An 18,694-nucleotide genomic window follows, 5' to 3' on the forward strand; every position below is an offset into this window, starting at 1 on the left:
TATCACGCCACCTTTGCCCTAGGTGGTATGCCACCTAGGGCAAAGTGCGGTCGTTCGTTATTATAAACCCATAACCACTGTGTGGTTGCATCTTGTGCTTGCTCAACAGAATCAAACAAATGCAGATCTAAACACTCTTGTCTTACTGTACGGTTAAATCTCTCAATGTAGGCATTTTGAGTTGGTGCAATAGTCTAATTTTATTGGACACAAAGATAGCCTTATAATACAAACCATAAGGAGGTCAGTAATGACACAATATAAATCAAGAAAACAACGAGTGACTTTTACCGTTGAACATTCTGTTCAATACCCCCTTGAGGGGGGAACACTAGATTATGCCAAACTCATGGTGCATGAGAATTACACCAATAAAAAAAATCATGATAATATCAGGAGCTTGCTCCTCAGCAGTTAGCAGATGGAGAAAACAATACCTAGCAGAGCTTGGTGGACAAACACCAGAGTCAGGCAAAGCGCTGACTTCTGAACAACAAACAATACAACTGCTTGAGAAACAACTTTGGCGCGCACAAAGGGACAATGAAATCTTAAAAAAGGCAACAGCCTTGTTCGCTGTGGACAATCACCAAGTGATATGATTATCAAGATAAACAAGGCTTGCCAACAATACAATACTAAAGAATTATGAGCATTACTCAAACTTCCTCACAGTAGTTATTACTATCAAGTCAAAGATAAGCGAGTAAACAACAACACCAACGCTATGATTAAATTAATCAAACAAACTGCTATTGAAGTTGGATACACCTATGGCAAACGCAGAATGCGAGTAGTTTTGAATAACCAAGGTTATAACATTGGTATTTACCAAACTGCAACGCTAATGAAAAAAGCCAATGTAGTTGCCATACGCCCAAGAAAGCGTCATTATTACCCTAATACTAGATTGATGTTTAAAAAGGCAAAAAACCTATTAAATCGTGTGTTTGAGCAGCAATCAATTAATACGCATTGGGTTGGTGATATTACCTATATCAAAACCTATCAAGGTGGGAGTTATTTAGCCAGTGTGTTGGATTTAGGCTCAAGACAAGTTGTTGGTTGGGCATTGTCAAAACAGCCTAATGCTCAGTTGGCAAAGGATGCGCTTAGTAATGCTGTGTCTAGACACCAGCCCAATACAAATAAACACATGTTCCACTCTGATCAAGGGACTCAATACTCTTCTAAAGTTTTTATTGATTATTGCAACAAGAACAACATTACTCAAAGCATGAGCAGGCGAGGTAATTGTTGGGATAATGCGGTCATGGAGCGTTTCTTTAGAAGTCTGAAGACTGAGAGATTAAATTATCAAAGTTTTGCAAATCATAGTGAAGTCGTGCAAAATGTAGAGGGTTATATCTACTTGTATAATTACAAAAGGATTCATTCAGCGATTGGGTATTTAACACCTGCTCAAAAGATGGCTGAATTGAAAAAAGCGGCTTGAAATGTGTCCAAGTAGGTTAGAGCATTGCAACCAGATGAAGAGCCGCATATTGTCTTTACAGGAAAAAGCACGCTTAATAATATCAACTTTCTTGATAATCAGAACAAGAAAAACATACTCAGTTGGAAAAATATAACAGGCAGTGGTATATATTTTTCATCTGTCGATAGAGTATTGCGTATATCAAAAGTCGATATTGATGAGTTAAATAGTCAGATTGTTTTTGATCAAAAATCTCAACTTAATTTGCAAACTGTGTTGATACAGGGTGTTGATCAAGCAAATGAACAACAAAATGGCAAGCCGTTGTCTATTCATATTGATGCGATTGCGTTGAGTGATAATCAAGTGCAATTCTCAGATTTATCCTTAATAGAGCCTTTTTATTCTTCCATTGATCATGTAAATGGTCAAATTATAAATTACTCAACAGAGCCAAATACCGTATTAAAGGTGGAGGTTGAAAGCAATGTCAACAAGAGTGGTTATTTTAAGATTTCGGGTCAGTTAAATCCTACAAAGCCGACATTAAGCACTGATATTCATGCAACTTTTCGCGATATCTCTACAGCCAATATAACCCCTTATACGATTAAATTTATTGGTCAAAAGATAAAATCTGGGAAGTTGAATGTGACATTTGATTATAAACTCAGAGACAACCTGATTGAAGGTAGCAATGGTATTCGCTTTGATAGAGTTAGCCTTGTGGAACCGATTGAAAGCCCAGAGGCAGTACAATTGCCTTTGTCCTTGGCTTTGGCATTGTTGGAGGACAATCAAGGTCAAACGTTGATTGATTTACCAGTACGTGGAGATATTAATAATCTAGATTTTAGCTACGCACATTTAGTTTGGAAGGCGTTTGGCGGTGTTATTGCGGGTATTATTACTGCATCATTTAATTTTCTAGGTAAGTTGCTTGGCGCAGATGATGCGCAATTAGAGTTTATTGGCTTTGCTTTAGCAGACTCAAGACTTTTACAACAAGAACAAGAAAAATTACTCATCATAGCCAAGGCATTAAAAAAACGACCGTCATTATCTTTAGGTATCTACCCTGTTTATAATACTGTGTGTGATACACACGCATTACGTGAGAAAGAATTGGCCACATTGTTAGCTGGTAACAAACAAAAAATTATTAAAAAAAGCCGTGGAACAAGCCGCCAATTGCTTATAAAGTATTGAGATATACACATGAAAAACGTTTTGGCATTGAAGGCTCTCAGGAGCGCATAGCAGTCATTAATCGTACTCAGAGCACAAACAAAACACGCACTCAGCAGATAAAGCACCTACAACTTGGTGATGAGCTGTGCCATAATATTATAATTGACCATATAAAGTTTTCAACACTTGCATCACAAAAGAGCACAATCTATTTATCAGTTTTTATTAGGTCAAGATCTTAGTCCTAAACGCTTGGAACTACTTAAATTAAAAGAAGTAGAGGCGCAAGAAAATAATTGGATAGAAAGTAAATTATCTTTAGATGCTTTGCGGTAACAGTCTAAAATTATTGCAAAATGACATCAGGCTCTATGTTGCAATAATTCAGACAAGTTTTTACATGCAAAGAGAAATGGATATAAAATTTCTCTCAAGTTATTTTGCTTGTTACTATTAAAAGGCACTAACGCCCGCAATTCCTTGAGCGCCAAGTTGTCGGGTTTTTTCTAGGTCTTTAAGCGCCATCCCGCCTAAAAAGTACACAGAAATATTGAGCTTATCCACAACTTTTTTGGCGCTATTCCAGCCTAATGGCAAAGTGTTAGGATGGGTTTTGGTGGCTTGTACGGGGGAGATAACAACAAAGTCAGCACCCATTTCTTGGGCTTTTAGTGCTTCGACTAGATTGTGTGTGGATACGCCCAATAGTTTATTATCAGCGCAAGGTCTTTTGCTCAATTTAAGCATTTCAGCGGTGGTGATATGCCAGCCATCGCAATAGTTCTCATCAAAGGTTTTATTAACGGTATTAAGCAGTAGTTTGATGTTATTTTGCTTGCATTTGTTGTGAAGTTCGGCAATAAAGGAATGATCTAATTCTATTTTGCTTCTTAATTGAAGCAGTGTTGTGTCTTGTGTGAGTTTTTGATTAAATTTTGCCATCCATTCATCACTTTGGTGATTGCTTGATGGGGTAATCCAATATTTATTAGGTAGGGTGATAGAGCTAATAAAGGCTTTCATGGTGGGTAATAGTTTGTAGTTATTTAACTCATTAACATCAACCCAAGATATGGCTTGACCTTCAATACCCAAAGGTGTGTTTTGGTACTCGTTGATGTTATAAATACTTAGTTGGACGGTTCTATCTTCATACTTATGCATCATGGTTTGATGAAGGGTCAATTGATTAACCTGTATGTCTAATTCTTCTTTTAGTTCTCTTATGATAGCCTGTTCTTTTGATTCGCCAGCCTCAATTTTTCCACCAGGAAGTTCCCAGAAGCCGCCCATAAATTGTTCTTTTTTGCGTCTTGCAATGAGTATTTCTTGGTTTTTGTTGCGTAAAACACCCACAACTGCCTTGATTGTTTTCATCAGCTACCCTAATGTAAAATAATGCTATTTTAGCATCTGGACTTGTTTTGCAGTTACAGGAAAAAATTCAACAACTAAAGCCGTATAGTGGGCTATTGAAGGGCAATTTAATGGGCCTAGAAAAAGAAGGGTTGCGTGTGTCAAGAAAAGGTGGTATTTCTCAAGCGCCACACCCTCAAACCTTTGGTTGTGCGTTGACACACCCTAATATCACTACGGACTTTTCTGAGTCATTAATAGAATTGGTAACGCCACCACTTGGTAATGCGGTAGAAATGCTGTCTTTTTTAGAAGACACACAGCATTATTTGTATTATCATTTGCCCAAGGATCAAAACTTTTGGTCGACAAGTATGCCTTGTGTTATTCGTGGTGAAACCACCATTCCCATTGCTCAATATGGTACTTCTAACCAAGGCATGATGAAAACAATTTATCGTCAAGGGCTGGCAAATCGTTACGGCAGTGTGATGCAGACCATTGCAGGCATCCATTTTAATTATTCGTTTTCCCATGAGTTCTGGCGGCAATATCAAACATTGCTTGCTCCTACAGAGGTATTAAGGTCATTTATTGATAATGGCTATATGGGCTTAACCCGTAATATAGTGCGTTATGGCTGGATAATTCCTTATTTATTCGGCGCATCGCCTGCTGTGTGTAAGTCGTTTTTGAAAGGCTACCATGCACATTCGTTGGTTGAGTTTAATGAGTCAACTTTGTATGAACCTTATGCCACCTCTTTACGTATGGGGGATATTGGCTATCAGAATTTGGCTGAGGATGAGGCAGGCGTGAAGGCCAATTACAATAGTTTGAGCCATTATATAAATAGCCTTAAAGCAGGCATGCAAACGGCTTGTTCTGAGTATGAAATGATTGGCTTAAAGCGCCACGGGAAATATCAGCAACTTAATACCAATATTTTGCAGATTGAAAATGAATATTATGCTTCTGTACGTCCAAAACCACTGGTTGAACCAGATAAAAAACCCTTAGATACACTAAGTAGTAGTGGTATTGGCTATGTTGAGCTAAGATCAATAGATATCAATCCACTCTTGCCATTAGGTATCGACAAGGCACAAATTTATTTCTTAGAAGTTTTTATGTTGTTTTGTTTGCTTGAACCATCCTGCGCTATTTCTACCTCAGAACAGTTTGAGATTGATACTAATGATCAACTAGTTGCTCATGAGGGTCGCAAACCCAAATTAATGCTAACGCATAGAGGCAAGCAGACTTCACTTCAAAAGTGGGGGGGTGATATTATGGCTAAGATTGAACAATGTGCAGCCTTACTAAGTGAAAGTCACCAAGGGTCTGTTCGGGATATGGCACGTCGTATTAATAATCCAAATTTAACGCCTTCTGCGATAACACTTAGTCAGATGAAAGAGCACAATCAGGGATTTTTTGATTATACTAATTCGTTGTCTAAACAATATAGAAACGGTTTTTTATCTAGTACAATCAATCAAAAACACTTTGATTATTTGGATCAACAGGCAAAGATTTCATGTAAAAAACAGCAACAGATTGAAGCCTCTGATTTAGTGGATTTTGATACATTTTTAGCTGAGTATTTTAAAAATATCTAAAAAATTAATGAACAGTAATGAAACAACAATTTGTGCATTGGCCAGTAGCGTTGGTAAAGGTGGTATTGGTGTGGTGCGTGTATCAGGGTCGTTATGTAAAGTGATTGCAAAAAAAATGCTTGGGCTTGTTCCCAAACCGCGTTATGCGCATTATGGTTTATTTTTTGACCAAGAAAATGATGAAATAGACAAAGGTATTGCTCTTTTTTTCCCTAAGCCGCACTCATTTACAGGTGAAGATGTATTGGAATTTCAAGGGCATGGCGGTATGAGTGTGATGCGTTGTTTATTAGAATCCGCCATATCGATGGGTGCTAAACCGGCCGAGCCAGGTGAATTTTCAAAACGTGCTTTTTTAAACGGAAAAATGGACTTGGTGCAAGCAGAAGCGGTGGCAGATATGATTGATGCTAACTCAAAACGTGCTTCCAAGTCAGCATTTAGGTCTTTGTCAGGCGAGTTTTCCAATCAAGTGAATGCACTTACCAAGTCTATTATTGAGCTTCGAGTTTTTGTTGAAGCGACTATTGATTTTTCAGATGAGGAGGTTGATTTTTTACAATCTGAGCAAGTTAAACTTAAAACAAAAGGCATAAAACAAGCGGTTGAAACCATTTTAAAATCTGCCACACAAGGTGTGATTTTACGAGAAGGTTTGAATGTTGCTATTGCTGGCAAGCCCAATGCTGGCAAGTCTTCATTACTAAATGCACTGACACAAGAATCCAGCGCTATTGTGACTGATATTGCAGGCACAACACGTGACGTGTTAAAAGAAACCATTCATGTAAATGGCATGCCACTTAATATTATTGATACAGCAGGTTTGCATGATAGTGACGACAAGATAGAAAAAGAAGGCATCAAAAGAGCGCATTTGGAGATTGAGCGTGCTGATGTGGTATTAATGGTGTTTGATGCGCAAGAAGACAAGCCAGATTTTTCCATATTGCCTAAAAATATGGATGATCGTTCTTTATTACTCATCAAAAATAAAGTGGATTTAACAAGTGGCGCTGTTAAAAGAGAAATGATTAACGATATTGTTCAATTGTCAGTGTCAGCTAAGCACTCAAAAGGTATGGGGCTGTTACGAAAAGAGCTGTCTGATATTGCAGGATTAGAAGATTTTTCAGAAGGGGTTGTGTTTGCCAGAAAACGTCATATTATTGCCCTAGAAGTATCATTAGCGTCTATTGAAAATGCCATTATGCAATTAGAAAATGGTGCAGTAGAGCTAATGGCTGAAGATTTACGCTTTGCTGGTCAGTCTATGGGTAGTATTACTGGTGAGTTTTCATCGGATGATTTACTAGGTGAAATATTTTCTTCTTTTTGTATTGGAAAATAAGAAAACTTGCTTTCTGGTTTGAAACTAAACATATGAGTATTAGAATAAAATTCTACATTTACTTTTTGGTCACGATTTTGTTCTCGCCATTGCTAATGTATGAAGTGGTACTCGCTTATACAATGACTAATATCGTGGATGTGTTGCTGGTTGTCTTAATTCTGTTGGTTTATTTAGGTCTTTACTTGTCCATTCGTCAAGATTTTTTATCACCATTTAGTGATTTGCAAAGTTGGGTAGATAGCCATAAGTCTAGCCAAAGCGTGCGTTTAAGCGATTACCAAAGAACCACATTTCAACCTGTTGTAAAAGCGATTAATCATTTGATTGATGAAAATCAACATCTATATGATGACATGGAAAGCATCTTAAACAAGCAAATTCAGCGTTTAAGTAAAAAATCTGCCTCTTTAGAGACGCTATATAGCGTGTCATCAAAACTGAATAAAATGCATTCGATTGATGAATTATTCTCGCACTTTTTAGATATTTTTATTAACATGACTGGCGCCTCATCAGGCGCTGCACGCAGTTTATCTGATGATGGTCAGCTTCACTTGATGGCAACACAAGGCGTTATTGACAAGCAGGGTCAGGTAGCAGATGTATTAAGTTCAGATTGTTTTTGTGGCGAAGTTGCTATGGCAAGTGACACTTATGTGCAATTTAGTGTACATACTTGTGCACAATGCGTGGGTAAGAAGTCTCAAGCCAAAGTCAGTGTTGGTACAATATTTATCCCACTTAGGTATCATGGAAAAACACTAGGCACTTTTAATTTATTTTTTGATACACTACCCTCACTGGCTTTTGATGAGCGTGCACTGCTCAGTTCTATTGCTGAAAATATCGCCATTGCACTAGATAAAGCTCGCCTAGATGCCCAAACTAAGCGCATGGAATTATCACAAGAGCGTTTGTTTTTATCACAAGAGATACATGATTCATTAGCCCAAACTATTTACAGTTTAAAACTGCAAGTAACGGTACTTGGGAACATGCTTAAAGCAGGTAAAAAATCTGATGCAAGTGACAAAGTGTTGAGTTTACAATCTAATATTACCCAGGCAAATCAAGAGTTACGTGAGTTGATGTGTAATTTTCGTGTGCCATTAGACCCTAAAGGGATTGAGACTTCTTTGACAAACTTACTCAATCGATTTATGTCAGAAGAAGGCATTGCTACTTATTTACAAGTTGAGGGTAAACTACAAGTATCCCCAGAGGTGGAAATGCAAATCATGCGCATTACTCAAGAGGCATTGTCTAATATACGTAAACACGCCAAAGCTCGCAATGTACGTGTTTTGCTTTTGGCAGAGCCTAATTGTCAATTACTGATTGAGGATGATGGCATTGGATTTGAAAAAGACCAAAATGAAAGTGAAGTAATGGGGAATAATATTGGCATGAATATTATGAAAGAACGAGCAACAAGAATTGGTGCCAGCATTGAAATTGAATCAGAAGTCGATGAAGGTACACGCGTTATTGTCAACTTTCCGAAACTACCATGAAAATCTATATCATTGACGACCACGCTTTGTTTCGTAACGGACTCATTGCCTTATTAGAATCTAAACAAATTAGCGCCAGTGCCGCTGCTTCGCCAGAACAAGGTTTGGCAGAAATTCCTTCCTTGTCAGTGGATATTATTCTACTAGATTTACGTATGCCACAAATGTCTGGACTTGAAGTGTTAAAAACGCTCAAAGAAAAAAACATCACCACACCAATTGTGATGCTAACCACCAGCACCCAAGAACATGATTTACGTAATTGTCTTAAACATGGTGCCCAAGGTTACTTATTAAAGGATATGGATCCAGATGAGTTGGTTGATGCTTTAGATGAAGTTGTTGAAGGCTCAATTGTTGTTGCACAAGATATGACACACGTACTAGCAAAGGCTCTACGAGATGAATTAACCGATAATGAACCTTCGTTTAACGCCTTAACCAGCCGAGAAAAAGAAGTGGCCTGTCAAGTATCCAGCGGTTATAGTAATAAAGTCATTGCTAGGGAACTGGGCATCTCTGATGGCACAGTTAAACTTCATGTTAAATCAATTCTTAAAAAATTATCACTCAGCTCACGCGTTGAAGTGGCAGTCATGGTGACACGAAAAGGCTATTGCAAATAAAGCCAATGGATGGATATCAAAAACTAGTAGCACAGGCATTAACAACAGTAGGTGAAGTGTTTCCATGGGATTTGGAAGAAGAGATTAAGCACAACGTTGATTTAATATTACTAGATATTCGCGAGCAAGATGAATTTGACATGATGCACATTAAGCATTCAATTCATGTTCCTAGAGGCGTGCTTGAGGGCGCTTGTGTTTGGAATTATGATGACACTGTGCCCAAATTAGCACAAGCAAGAGGGCAAAATATTGTTGTAATTTGCCGCTTAGGCAATCGTAGCGCACTTGCAGCCTTTACTATGCAACAAATGGGCTTTACCAAAATGCGCTCATTAAAAATGGGTATCAAGGGCTGGAATGATAATGATTTTGAAATGGTGAATGTCAATCATACAATTGTTGATATTGACCAAGCCGATAAATGGCTTAATAGAACGGTTTCAGAAGATAAATTAACGCCTTATAAAAATAATGTTAATTAACATCTGACCCAGTGTTTTTTCTTAGTATAATTCTGCGCTTTCACTGCACAGAAACAGCCTTTGTTTTTAATACAAGGAAGTCGGAAAATAAAAGTTTAAAATAACGCTTGACAGGTTATCAGTTAGCTGTATAATTTCCACTTTTAACTGCAGCAAAAATTGCTTTGGCTATTTATGTTGTGGTTGCTCTTTAAAAAACTATCAAACAACTTGTGTGGGCACTCGTACAATAAAATTGTGCAAGTGCACATTAAAAACTAAAGCAAATAAGCTTTTTAAAAAATTGAACGCAAAGCGCATTCATTTATTTGAATGTTGCCAATGTTCTAAATAGTTAGAATTGAACTGAAGAGTTTGATCCTGGCTCAGATTGAACGCTGGCGGTATGCTTAACACATGCAAGTCGAACGGAAACGATACTAGCTTGCTAGTAGGCGTCGAGTGGCGGACGGGTGAGTAACGCGTAGGAATCTGCCTGATAGTGGGGGATAGCCCGGAGAAATCCGGATTAATACCGCATAATCTCTACGGAGTAAAGGAGGCCTCTATTTATATGCTTTCGCTATCAGATGAGCCTGCGTAAGATTAGCTAGTTGGTGAGGTAAAAGCTCACCAAAGCGACGATCTTTAGCTGGTCTGAGAGGATGATCAGCCACACTGGAACTGAGACACGGTCCAGACTCCTACGGGAGGCAGCAGTGGGGAATATTGGACAATGGGCGCAAGCCTGATCCAGCAATACCGCGTGTGTGAAGAAGGCCTGAGGGTTGTAAAGCACTTTCAATTAGGAAGAAAAACTAATGGTTAATACACATTAGTCTTGACGTTACTTTTAGAAGAAGCACCGGCTAACTCCGTGCCAGCAGCCGCGGTAATACGGAGGGTGCAAGCGTTAATCGGAATTACTGGGCGTAAAGCGTGCGTAGGTGGTTTGTTAAGTCAGATGTGAAAGCCCCGGGCTCAACCTGGGAACTGCATTTGAAACTGGCAAACTAGAGTATAGGAGAGGAAAGTGGAATTTCTGGTGTAGCGGTGAAATGCGTAGATATCAGAAGGAACATCAATGGCGAAGGCAGCTTTCTGGGCTAATACTGACACTGAGGTACGAAAGCGTGGGTAGCAAACAGGATTAGATACCCTGGTAGTCCACGCCGTAAACGATGATAACTAGCCGTTGGGGGGATTTACCCTTTAGTGGCGAAGCTAACGCGTTAAGTTATCCGCCTGGGGAGTACGACCGCAAGGTTAAAACTCAAAGGAATTGACGGGGACCCGCACAAGCGGTGGAGCATGTGGTTTAATTCGATGCAACGCGAAGAACCTTACCTGGTCTTGACATATCGCAAACTTTTCAGAGATGGAAAGGTGCCTTCGGGAATGCGAATACAGGTGCTGCATGGCTGTCGTCAGCTCGTGTCGTGAGATGTTGGGTTAAGTCCCGTAACGAGCGCAACCCTTATCCTTATTTGCCAGCACATCATGGTGGGAACTATGAGGAGACTGCCGGTGATAAACCGGAGGAAGGCGGGGACGACGTCAAGTCATCATGGCCCTTACGACCAGGGCTACACACGTGCTACAATGGGAAGGACAAAGGGTCGCTAAGCCGCGAGGTGGTGCTAATCTCACAAATCTTTTCGTAGTCCGGATCGGAGTCTGCAACTCGACTCCGTGAAGTCGGAATCGCTAGTAATCGTAGATCAGAACGCTACGGTGAATACGTTCCCGGGTCTTGTACACACCGCCCGTCATACCATGGGAGTGGGTTGCACCAGAAGTAGCTAGTCTAACTGTTTACAGAGGATGGTTACCACGGTGTGATTCATGACTGGGGTAAAGTCGTAACAAGGTAGCCCTACCGGAAGGTGGGGCTGGATCACCTCCTTAAGAAAAGTATGAGTGTCCACAACAAGTTGTTTGATGACTATAAAGATAAGAAGAATCACATTACACTTTTGCGTGATAACTTTTATAGTGATTACGTAGGATATTTTTTATTATTCAAGGCATTTTTTGAGCGAAGGTAGAAGTGTAGTAGTAGCTGTATGACTGACTGACTGACTGAAGAAAACAACGTAGAAAGATAAAAAATAAACCAGTAATTTTGGGTCTGTAGCTCAGTTGGTTAGAGCGCACCCCTGATAAGGGTGAGGTCGGTGGTTCAAATCCACCCAGACCCACCAAATTTTATTTTTTATGCTGTTTTAGGGGTCATAGCTCAGCTGGGAGAGCGCTTGCCTTGCACGCAAGAGGTCGGGAGTTCGATCCTCCCTGGCTCCACCAAATATTCTTTTATTTAAAAACTTAAACAAGACAATTTTTAATCGTTGCTTCGTTTAAGTTTTTATACCACGCCTTCGGGCGTGGAGCTCTTTAACAATTTAATACATGAAGTAAAGTTTGTAAATATACAATATAACAACGCGAAGACTGTTGTGATGACAGTTTTCATTGGTGTATTGCATTGACACAACAATTTCAAAAAATATGGATTCTCATCAGCGGTGTCAAAACCGCTGGTGAAATAAGAAAGAAAGAATTCACCGATTGTGATTTATTACAATTTGTGACTTCTTGGTGAAATACTAAGAAGTATGACACTAAACTTGAGTGATTTCAGATTTTGTCTTTGACAAAGCGTTTTATTGACGATTGAAGGAGTTTAGCCTTGCTAAATAACTGATTGAGAAAATAAAACAACACAGACAAAGGGGAAATATGGAAACACATCTAGATGGTTTGGGGTTATATGGTCAAGTGAATAAGTGCATACGACGGATGCCTTGGCATTAGAAGGCGATGAAGGACGTGATAATCTGCGATAAGCTTCGGTTAGCTGATAAATAAGCTCTAACCCGGAGATCTCCGAATGGGAAAACCCAGTGGTCATCAGACCATTATCCTTAACTGAATACATAGGTTAAGGAGGCAAACCTAGGGAACTGAAACATCTAAGTACCTAGAGGAAAAGAAATCAACCGAGATTCCCTTAGTAGCGGCGAGCGAACGGGGACCAGCCCTTAAGCATATTTTAAATTACTAGAATGTTCTGGAAAGTTCAACGATACAGGGTGATAGTCCCGTATAGGAAAGTTTAATTTATGTGAAATCGAGTAAGGCGGCGCACGTGAAACGCTGTTTGAATATGGGGGGACCACCCTCCAAGGCTAAATACTCTCTAATGACCGATAGTGAACAAGTACCGTGAGGGAAAGGCGAAAAGAACCCCGGGAGGGGAGTGAAATAGAACCTGAAATCGTATGCATACAAGCAGTAGGAGCGGATTTATTCCGTGACTGCGTACCTTTTGTATAATGGGTCAGCGACTTACTTCTCAGTAGCAAGGTTAACCCAATAGGGGAGCCGTAGGGAAACCGAGTCTTAAATGGGCGTTTAGTTGCTGGGAGTAGACCCGAAACCGGGTGATCTATCCATGGCCAGTGTGAAGGTTAGGTAAAACTAACTGGAGGCGCGAACCCACTTATGTTGAAAAATGAGGGGATGAGCTGTGGATAGGGGTGAAAGGCCAAACAAACCCGGAGATAGCTGGTTCTCTCCGAAATCTATTTAGGTAGAGCCTCATGTATTGCTGTCGGGGGTAGAGCACTGTTATGGCTAGCGGGTCGTCAAGGCTTAGCAAACCATTGCAAACTCCGAATACCGACAAGTATGAGCATGGGAGACACACTGCGGGTGCTAACGTCCGCAGTGGAAAGGGAAACAACCCAGACCGTCAGCTAAGGTCCCAAAATTGTAGTTAAGTGGGAAACGATGTGAAAAGGCCCAGACAGCCAGGAGGTTGGCTTAGAAGCAGCCATTCCTTTAAAGAGTGCGTAATAGCTCACTGGTCGAGTCGGTTTGCGCGGAAGATTTAACGGGGCTAAAACTACATACCGAAGCTACGGATCGCAATAAATTGCGATGGTAGGAGAGCGTTCTGTAAGCCGTTGAAGGTGAACTATGAGGTTTGCTGGAGGTATCAGAAGTGCGAATGCTGACATGAGTAACGATAAAGGGGGTGAAAAACCTCCTCGCCAGAAGTCCAAGGTTTCCTACGCAACGTTAATCGGCGTAGGGTTAGTCGGCCCCTAAGGCGAGGCAGAAATGCGTAGTCGATGGGAAATGGGTTAATATTCCCATACTTCATATAACTGCGATGGGAAGACGGAGAAGGTTAACGTAGCTTGGCGATGGTTGTCCAAGTTCAAGCGTGTAGAGTAGGTTCTTAGGAAAATCCGGGAACCTTAGATTTAGTTCTAAGGCTCAAGGCGTGATAACGATCCCTCTTTTGGGAGAAGTGCGTGATACCACGCTTCCAGGAAAATCCTCTAAGCTTCAGGTTATATGAAACCGTACCCCAAACCGACACAGGTGGACGAGATGAGAATTCTAAGGCGCTTGAGAGAACTCGGGTGAAGGAACTAGGCAAAATGACACCGTAACTTCGGGAGAAGGTGTGCTCTTGCCGGTGATTTTACTTGCTAAATGAGCTGGTAAGAGTTGAAGATACCAGGTGGCTCCGACTGTTTATTAAAAACACAGCACTCTGCAAACACGTAAGTGGACGTATAGGGTGTGACGCCTGCCCGGTGCTTGAAGGTTAATTGATGAGGTTAGGATTCGTCCGAAGCTTTTGATCGAAGCCCAAGTAAACGGCGGCCGTAACTATAACGGTCCTAAGGTAGCGAAATTCCTTGTCGGGTAAGTTCCGACCTGCACGAATGGCGTAACGAGGGCCACACTGTCTCCACCCGAGACTCAGTGAAATTGAAATTGCTGTTAAGATGCAGTATACCCGCGGCCAGACGGAAAGACCCCGTGCACCTTTACTACAGCTTTGCATTGAACTCTGATCCTACCTGTGTAGGATAGGTGGGAGGCTTTGAAGCTTGGACGCTAGTTCGAGTGGAGCCACCCTTGAAATACCACCCTGGTATGGTTGGGGTTCTAACCTAGGTCCATTATCTGGACCGGGGACAATGCATGGTGGGTAGTTTGACTGGGGCGGTCTCCTCCCAAAGAGTAACGGAGGAGCGCAAAGGTACCCTCAGCACGGTCGGACATCGTGCAATGAGCGCAAAGGTAAAAGGGTGCTTGACTGCGAGACTGACACGTCGAGCAGGTAGGAAACTAGGTCTTAGTGATCCGGTGGTTCTGAGTGGAAGGACCATCGCTCAACGGATAAAAGGTACGCCGGGGATAACAGGCTGATACCGCCCAAGAGTTCACATCGACGGCGGTGTTTGGCACCTCGATGTCGGCTCATCACATCCTGGGGCTGAAGCAGGTCCCAAGGGTATGGCTGTTCGCCATTTAAAGTGGTACGCGAGCTGGGTTTAGAACGTCGTGAGACAGTTCGGTCCCTATCTACCGTGGGCGTTGGAGACTTGAGGGAAGCTGTTCTTAGTACGAGAGGACCGGAATGGACACACCTCTGGTGTTTCGGTTGTGACGCCAGTCGCATTGCCGAGTAGCTATGTGTGGAAAGGATAACCGCTGAAAGCATCTAAGCGGGAAGCCCCTCCCAAGATTAGGTCTCCCTGAGCGGGTTTAACGCTCCTTAAGATCCCTCGAAGACTACGAGGTTGATAGGCAGGGTGTAGAAGCGCGGTGACGTGTGAAGCTAACCTGTACTAATTGATCGTGAGGCTTGATCATATAACACCCAAATTATTTGAGTGAATCTGTAATTTTTGTGTTGATGTGTCATGCAATACGCTGATAAGCGACAAACTTTATGAACGTATTTAATTGTTATATCTTCTGGTTAGATAATAACCAAGGTATAAAAACTTTTTAATTATTTTATTTGCGTTTAACGCAAATAAAAAAACCAGTTTGCCTAGTGACAATAGCGAGTGTGACCCACCTGATCCCATCCCGAACTCAGAAGTGAAACCACTTAGCGCCGATGGTAGTGTGGGGTCTCCCCATGTGAGAGTAGGACATTGCTAGGCTTTAAATTTAAAAACCCCAGACATTTTTTGATGCTGGGGTTTTTATTGCCCAAATGGTTTTTCTTTATATATGTTGATTAACCCAATTGGTAAAATCTGGCGCATTAAGTGCGCTCTATCTCTCTACCATTTTTAAAAATAGCTAGTGTTGGAATGGAGCGGATGTTGTACTTGGCAGAAATGGCTTGTTTTTTGTCGGTTTCTATTTTGATAAATCGAGCTTTAGGTTCAAGTTGTGCTGCTACTTGTTTAAAAGTAGGGGCGAATGTTTTGCCATGGCCCACACCAAGTTGCCCAAAAATCAACCACCAATTGGAATTTTGCATTTGCCACAATTAGGTTTGTTGTTTAATTTGTCTTTTGGAATGTTGCTAAGTCCGCCACAGTTTGGGCACATTACAATCATGTTAGCTCCTATTTTTTGATATCATTGAGCATTATTCTATGGGTGGATTGGGTTTATTGCAAGTCAGGGCGGGTTGATTTGCGTTTGGATCTGGGAATTTTGCTCACTTTATTTTTTACTTGTTCAGCTTTGGATATTATTATTTCAACTGCTACCAAATCTTTAACACTTTTTTTGATTGATTTAAAGGCCTTCGGCGCTTGGATTTCAATCATTTGTTGGACGATCCATTTTGAATCAGCATGAGTCATGGCTTTTTGTATTTTCTCTGCAAAGTATCTTAAGAAATGATAATTAGGTCCACCATTTGTAAACTCATAATTGGCGTAGTCTTGAGACCTGGCATTATACATTTGAATAAAGTCTTTCCAGTGTTCGCCTGAGCCAATACGCTCTTGTTTGTTTTCGTGGAAATAATCAGCCGATTGTTTGGCTAACTTGACAATCAATGCTTGACGTTGTTTGGCATCTAATTTATCAAATACCAGCCTATCAATACACTGAATTAGAAAGCATAAGTACTCAGAAATTACATCAAACACTTGCGTTTTTTCAATTACGAATGCTTCGTTAATTAAATCTTCCAAATGATTTTTAGTAATACGCCATGAATTAAATGCCAATGCACCGGCAATATCATCAATGGTTTTAACTTGGGTTTTATGCCAAGTGCTTTTAACTCTCATGGCACTAGTTTATACCATTACTGTAATGTGCTACTCGCAGTTGTAGTTCTTAAAGGAGCCTAAATCATTAACATTCTCATAACCCATTTGGGTTAAATAATTTTTAGCAGTTGATGAGCGAGCACCTGTAACGCAATAAAGAATAACAGCTTTGTCACGGTCGATGATTTGGTCAGCGCCCATAATGGATTGTAGTGGCAGATTGATTGCATTTGGTAGTGCGCCTTGGGCAAATTCGCTACTAGAGCGAACATCAACTAATTGAGCACCATCGGCTAATAGTTTGCAAGCATCACTGCTTGAAAATAAAGTAAACATAGTATAATTTCTGAAGTTAGTTTTTAAAGTCAAACCTAGTATAACTAGGCGTTTAATCTAAATTAGGAAATAATTATATAACAATGTTAAGCAAAAAGCAACTAAGATTAGACATAAATGCGGTTGCTAATGCCCTAAAAAAGCGACACTTTTCTTTTGATGTCAACCAATTAGCTGAGTTAGAAGAGAATAGAAAAAAAAATCAAATCGAAACTCAAAATCTGCAAAACCTACGCAATACACAGTCTAAGGCGATTGGCAAAGCCAGAACTTCTGGAGAAGATGTTAAGCCTTTATTAAAGGATGTTGCAGATTTAAGTGATCAGCTAAATTTAGCAAAATCAAATTTACAAGTAATTCAATCTGATATTGATGCGATTGTTTTATTAATGCCAAATATTCCTCATCATTCTGTACCTGAGGGTAGGAGTGAAGAGGACAATGTTGAGGTGTCAAAATGGGGTGAGCCAGGTCAGTATGATTTTGATGTAAAAGATCATGTTGATTTGGGTGAAATGTATGGGCTAGATTTTGAGACGGCAGTTAAGATCTCTGGTGCTAGATTTTCTGTCATGACAGGTAAAATTGCACGCTTGCATCGTGCATTGACACAATTTATGCTGGATCAACATAGTGAAGTGAATGGCTATACCGAGGCTTATGTGCCTTATTTGGTCAATGCAGAATCTTTAATTGGCACGGGTCAGTTGCCAAAGTTTGAAGCTGATTTGTTTAAAACGCACCTGCATGGCGAGCAAGGAGAGGCCAAAACATTGTATTTGATTCCAACTGGTGAAGTGCCTGTGACTAATATGATGCGTGATATGATTGTCAAAGAGGGCGATTTACCGCTTAAGTTTGTGGCGCATACGCCTAGTTTTAGATCAGAGGCAGGTAGTTATGGGCGTGATACTCGTGGCCTTATTCGCCAACATCAATTTGAAAAAGTTGAGTTGGTGCAAGTAGTTAAAGCACAAGACTCATATCAAGCTTTAGAAGTGTTAACTGCGCATGCAGAAGGCATCTTGCAAGCATTAGAATTGCCTTATAGAAAGGTCAACTTGTGTGCAGGAGATCTTGGTTTTTCTGCTGCCAAAACCTATGATTTAGAAGTGTGGTTACCTGGGCAAAATGCTTATCGTGAAATTTCTTCTTGCTCTTGTTTTGAAGATTTTCAGGCGCGACGTTTACAACTGAGATATAAGAACAAAGAAACTAATAAGCCAGAATTATTGCACACATTGAATGGCTCAGGGTTGGCAGTTGGTAGAACGTTAGTGGCCGTATTAGAAAATCATCAGCAAGCCGATAGAAGTATTAAAATACCCTTTGTTTTACAAAGCTACATGGGTGGCTTAGAAGTCATTAATTAATTTTTTTTTACATAAGGAGATAAAATGAGTTTATTAGATTTAGTCATTACACCTGCGTTTGCAGAAGGTTCAGTAGGAGGCGATATTTCAAGTCCGTGGGGCGGATTACCATTTTTATTGATTATGTTTGTGTTGATGTATTTTTTACTCATCAGACCACAACAAAAACGTGCTAAGGAGCATAAAACATTATTAGCAGCATTAAAAAAAGGCGATGAAATTGTTACTAACGGTGGCGTGATTGGCAAAGTTGTTTCTGTGGATGAGTCTTTTGCAACATTGGAAATTGCTGATGGTGTTGTGGTTAAGGTACAAAAGCAAGGTATTAATCAAAAAATGCCAAAAGGCAGCGCTAAAATTTAGTTAAA

At 40.4% G+C, this 18,694-nt stretch carries 15 protein-coding genes, 2 tRNA genes, 3 rRNA genes and 2 pseudogenes; 15 read left to right on the forward strand and 7 right to left on the reverse strand.

Translation table 11 applies throughout. From position 1 onward, the window contains the following. Positions 1 to 2: 2 nt before the first annotated feature. Positions 3 to 185: pseudogene (locus CVFO_RS00300) on the reverse strand (integrase core domain-containing protein); the annotation flags it as partial. A 164-nt stretch (positions 186 to 349) separates the two neighbouring features. Here CVFO_RS00300 and CVFO_RS00305 point away from each other — a divergent pair. The 3 genes and pseudogenes from CVFO_RS00305 (at position 350) to CVFO_RS00315 (ending at position 2,965) form a co-directional block, all read left to right on the forward strand. Beyond that, a pseudogene (locus tag CVFO_RS00305) lies at positions 350 to 1,456 on the forward strand (IS3 family transposase). Positions 1,457 to 1,480: 24 nt separating this feature from the next. Beyond that, positions 1,481 to 2,647: a DUF748 domain-containing protein gene (locus tag CVFO_RS00310; RefSeq protein WP_201339634.1), complete on the forward strand. Its 1,167-nt coding sequence runs from the start codon at positions 1,481 to 1,483 to the stop codon at positions 2,645 to 2,647. Between the two features lie 168 nt (positions 2,648 to 2,815). After that, positions 2,816 to 2,965, forward strand: coding sequence for a hypothetical protein (locus tag CVFO_RS00315; RefSeq protein WP_201339635.1), 150 nt, complete (start codon positions 2,816 to 2,818; stop codon positions 2,963 to 2,965). Positions 2,966 to 3,082: 117 nt separating this feature from the next. On the opposite strand, the gene CVFO_RS00320 is transcribed toward CVFO_RS00315, so the two are convergent. Beyond that, the gene (locus CVFO_RS00320) at positions 3,083 to 4,006 is read right to left on the reverse strand and encodes a Nudix family hydrolase (protein ID WP_201339636.1); all 924 of its coding nucleotides are present in this window, start codon (positions 4,004 to 4,006) and stop codon (positions 3,083 to 3,085) included. A 110-nt stretch (positions 4,007 to 4,116) separates the two neighbouring features. Here CVFO_RS00320 and gshA point away from each other — a divergent pair, with 110 nt between their 5' ends. The 10 genes from gshA (at position 4,117) to rrf (ending at position 15,543) form a co-directional block, all read left to right on the forward strand. Beyond that, complete coding sequence (gshA, locus tag CVFO_RS00325) at positions 4,117 to 5,607, forward strand: glutamate--cysteine ligase (RefSeq protein ID WP_245394585.1); 1,491 nt, start codon at positions 4,117 to 4,119, stop codon at positions 5,605 to 5,607. A 7-nt stretch (positions 5,608 to 5,614) separates the two neighbouring features. After that, on the forward strand, positions 5,615 to 6,958 hold the full coding sequence (mnmE, locus tag CVFO_RS00330) for a tRNA uridine-5-carboxymethylaminomethyl(34) synthesis GTPase MnmE (protein ID WP_201339638.1): 1,344 nt from the start codon (positions 5,615 to 5,617) through the stop codon (positions 6,956 to 6,958). 122 nt (positions 6,959 to 7,080) lie between these two features. Continuing rightward, positions 7,081 to 8,475 (forward strand): GAF domain-containing sensor histidine kinase, encoded by a 1,395-nt coding sequence (locus tag CVFO_RS00335; protein ID WP_225879279.1) that lies wholly within the window; start codon positions 7,081 to 7,083, stop codon positions 8,473 to 8,475. Then, positions 8,472 to 9,101 (forward strand): response regulator, encoded by a 630-nt coding sequence (locus CVFO_RS00340; RefSeq protein ID WP_201339640.1) that lies wholly within the window; start codon positions 8,472 to 8,474, stop codon positions 9,099 to 9,101. Before CVFO_RS00335 ends, CVFO_RS00340 begins: the two co-directional genes overlap by 4 nt. 5 nt (positions 9,102 to 9,106) lie before the next feature. Then, positions 9,107 to 9,586, forward strand: coding sequence for a rhodanese-like domain-containing protein (locus CVFO_RS00345; protein ID WP_201339641.1), 480 nt, complete (start codon positions 9,107 to 9,109; stop codon positions 9,584 to 9,586). A gap of 342 nt (positions 9,587 to 9,928) precedes the next feature. Then, a 16S ribosomal RNA gene (locus tag CVFO_RS00350) occupies positions 9,929 to 11,473 on the forward strand. Positions 11,474 to 11,692: 219 nt separating this feature from the next. Further along, a tRNA-Ile gene (locus CVFO_RS00355) sits at positions 11,693 to 11,769 on the forward strand. 24 nt (positions 11,770 to 11,793) lie between these two features. Further along, a tRNA-Ala gene (locus CVFO_RS00360) sits at positions 11,794 to 11,869 on the forward strand. Positions 11,870 to 12,337: 468 nt separating this feature from the next. Further along, positions 12,338 to 15,244, forward strand: a 23S ribosomal RNA gene (locus tag CVFO_RS00365). A 183-nt stretch (positions 15,245 to 15,427) separates the two neighbouring features. Then, positions 15,428 to 15,543 (forward strand): 5S ribosomal RNA (rrf, locus tag CVFO_RS00370). The 16S, 23S and 5S rRNA genes sit together here with 2 tRNA genes alongside, the layout of an rRNA operon. Before the next feature lie 104 nt (positions 15,544 to 15,647). Here rrf and CVFO_RS09205 read toward each other — a convergent pair. From CVFO_RS09205 to CVFO_RS00385, 5 genes are read right to left on the reverse strand one after another with little or no spacing between them, the layout of a single operon-like run. Next, on the reverse strand, positions 15,648 to 15,827 hold the full coding sequence (locus tag CVFO_RS09205) for a thioredoxin family protein (protein ID WP_425352120.1): 180 nt from the start codon (positions 15,825 to 15,827) through the stop codon (positions 15,648 to 15,650). Further along, complete coding sequence (locus tag CVFO_RS09330; RefSeq protein WP_425352121.1) at positions 15,793 to 15,876, reverse strand: thioredoxin domain-containing protein; 84 nt, start codon at positions 15,874 to 15,876, stop codon at positions 15,793 to 15,795. The genes CVFO_RS09205 and CVFO_RS09330 overlap by 35 nt, the downstream gene beginning before the upstream one ends. Continuing rightward, positions 15,845 to 15,949, reverse strand: coding sequence for a hypothetical protein (locus tag CVFO_RS09335; RefSeq protein ID WP_425352104.1), 105 nt, complete (start codon positions 15,947 to 15,949; stop codon positions 15,845 to 15,847). Before CVFO_RS09335 ends, CVFO_RS09330 begins: the two co-directional genes overlap by 32 nt. 53 nt (positions 15,950 to 16,002) lie before the next feature. Beyond that, complete coding sequence (locus tag CVFO_RS00380) at positions 16,003 to 16,635, reverse strand: hypothetical protein (RefSeq protein WP_201339642.1); 633 nt, start codon at positions 16,633 to 16,635, stop codon at positions 16,003 to 16,005. 30 nt (positions 16,636 to 16,665) lie between these two features. Then, positions 16,666 to 16,953: a rhodanese-like domain-containing protein gene (locus CVFO_RS00385; RefSeq protein ID WP_201339643.1), complete on the reverse strand. Its 288-nt coding sequence runs from the start codon at positions 16,951 to 16,953 to the stop codon at positions 16,666 to 16,668. 83 nt (positions 16,954 to 17,036) lie between these two features. Between CVFO_RS00385 and serS the strand changes: the two genes are divergently transcribed. Then, on the forward strand, positions 17,037 to 18,326 hold the full coding sequence (gene serS, locus CVFO_RS00390) for a serine--tRNA ligase (RefSeq protein ID WP_201339644.1): 1,290 nt from the start codon (positions 17,037 to 17,039) through the stop codon (positions 18,324 to 18,326). A gap of 24 nt (positions 18,327 to 18,350) precedes the next feature. Then, complete coding sequence (gene yajC / locus CVFO_RS00395; RefSeq protein ID WP_201339645.1) at positions 18,351 to 18,689, forward strand: preprotein translocase subunit YajC; 339 nt, start codon at positions 18,351 to 18,353, stop codon at positions 18,687 to 18,689. Positions 18,690 to 18,694: the final 5 nt, after the last annotated feature.

It is taken from the genome of Isorropodon fossajaponicum endosymbiont JTNG4 (assembly GCF_016592615.1).
GTDB lineage: Bacteria > Pseudomonadota > Gammaproteobacteria > PS1 > Pseudothioglobaceae > Ruthia.

Bases quoted from the DNA above. Each gene is read 5' to 3' on its own strand.
- CVFO_RS00320 (WP_201339636.1), bottom strand. From the start codon at position 4,006: ATGAAAACAATCAAGGCAGTTGTGGGTGTTTTACGCAACAAAAACCAA.
- gshA (WP_245394585.1), top strand. From the start codon at position 4,117: ATGGGCCTAGAAAAAGAAGGGTTGCGTGTGTCAAGAAAAGGTGGTATT.
- mnmE (WP_201339638.1), top strand. From the start codon at position 5,615: ATGAACAGTAATGAAACAACAATTTGTGCATTGGCCAGTAGCGTTGGT.
- CVFO_RS00335 (WP_225879279.1), top strand. From the start codon at position 7,081: ATGACTAATATCGTGGATGTGTTGCTGGTTGTCTTAATTCTGTTGGTT.
- CVFO_RS00340 (WP_201339640.1), top strand. From the start codon at position 8,472: ATGAAAATCTATATCATTGACGACCACGCTTTGTTTCGTAACGGACTC.
- CVFO_RS00345 (WP_201339641.1), top strand. From the start codon at position 9,107: ATGGATGGATATCAAAAACTAGTAGCACAGGCATTAACAACAGTAGGT.
- CVFO_RS09335 (WP_425352104.1), bottom strand. From the start codon at position 15,949: ATGATTGTAATGTGCCCAAACTGTGGCGGACTTAGCAACATTCCAAAA.
- CVFO_RS00380 (WP_201339642.1), bottom strand. From the start codon at position 16,635: ATGAGAGTTAAAAGCACTTGGCATAAAACCCAAGTTAAAACCATTGAT.
- CVFO_RS00385 (WP_201339643.1), bottom strand. From the start codon at position 16,953: ATGTTTACTTTATTTTCAAGCAGTGATGCTTGCAAACTATTAGCCGAT.
- serS (WP_201339644.1), top strand. From the start codon at position 17,037: ATGTTAAGCAAAAAGCAACTAAGATTAGACATAAATGCGGTTGCTAAT.
- yajC (WP_201339645.1), top strand. From the start codon at position 18,351: ATGAGTTTATTAGATTTAGTCATTACACCTGCGTTTGCAGAAGGTTCA.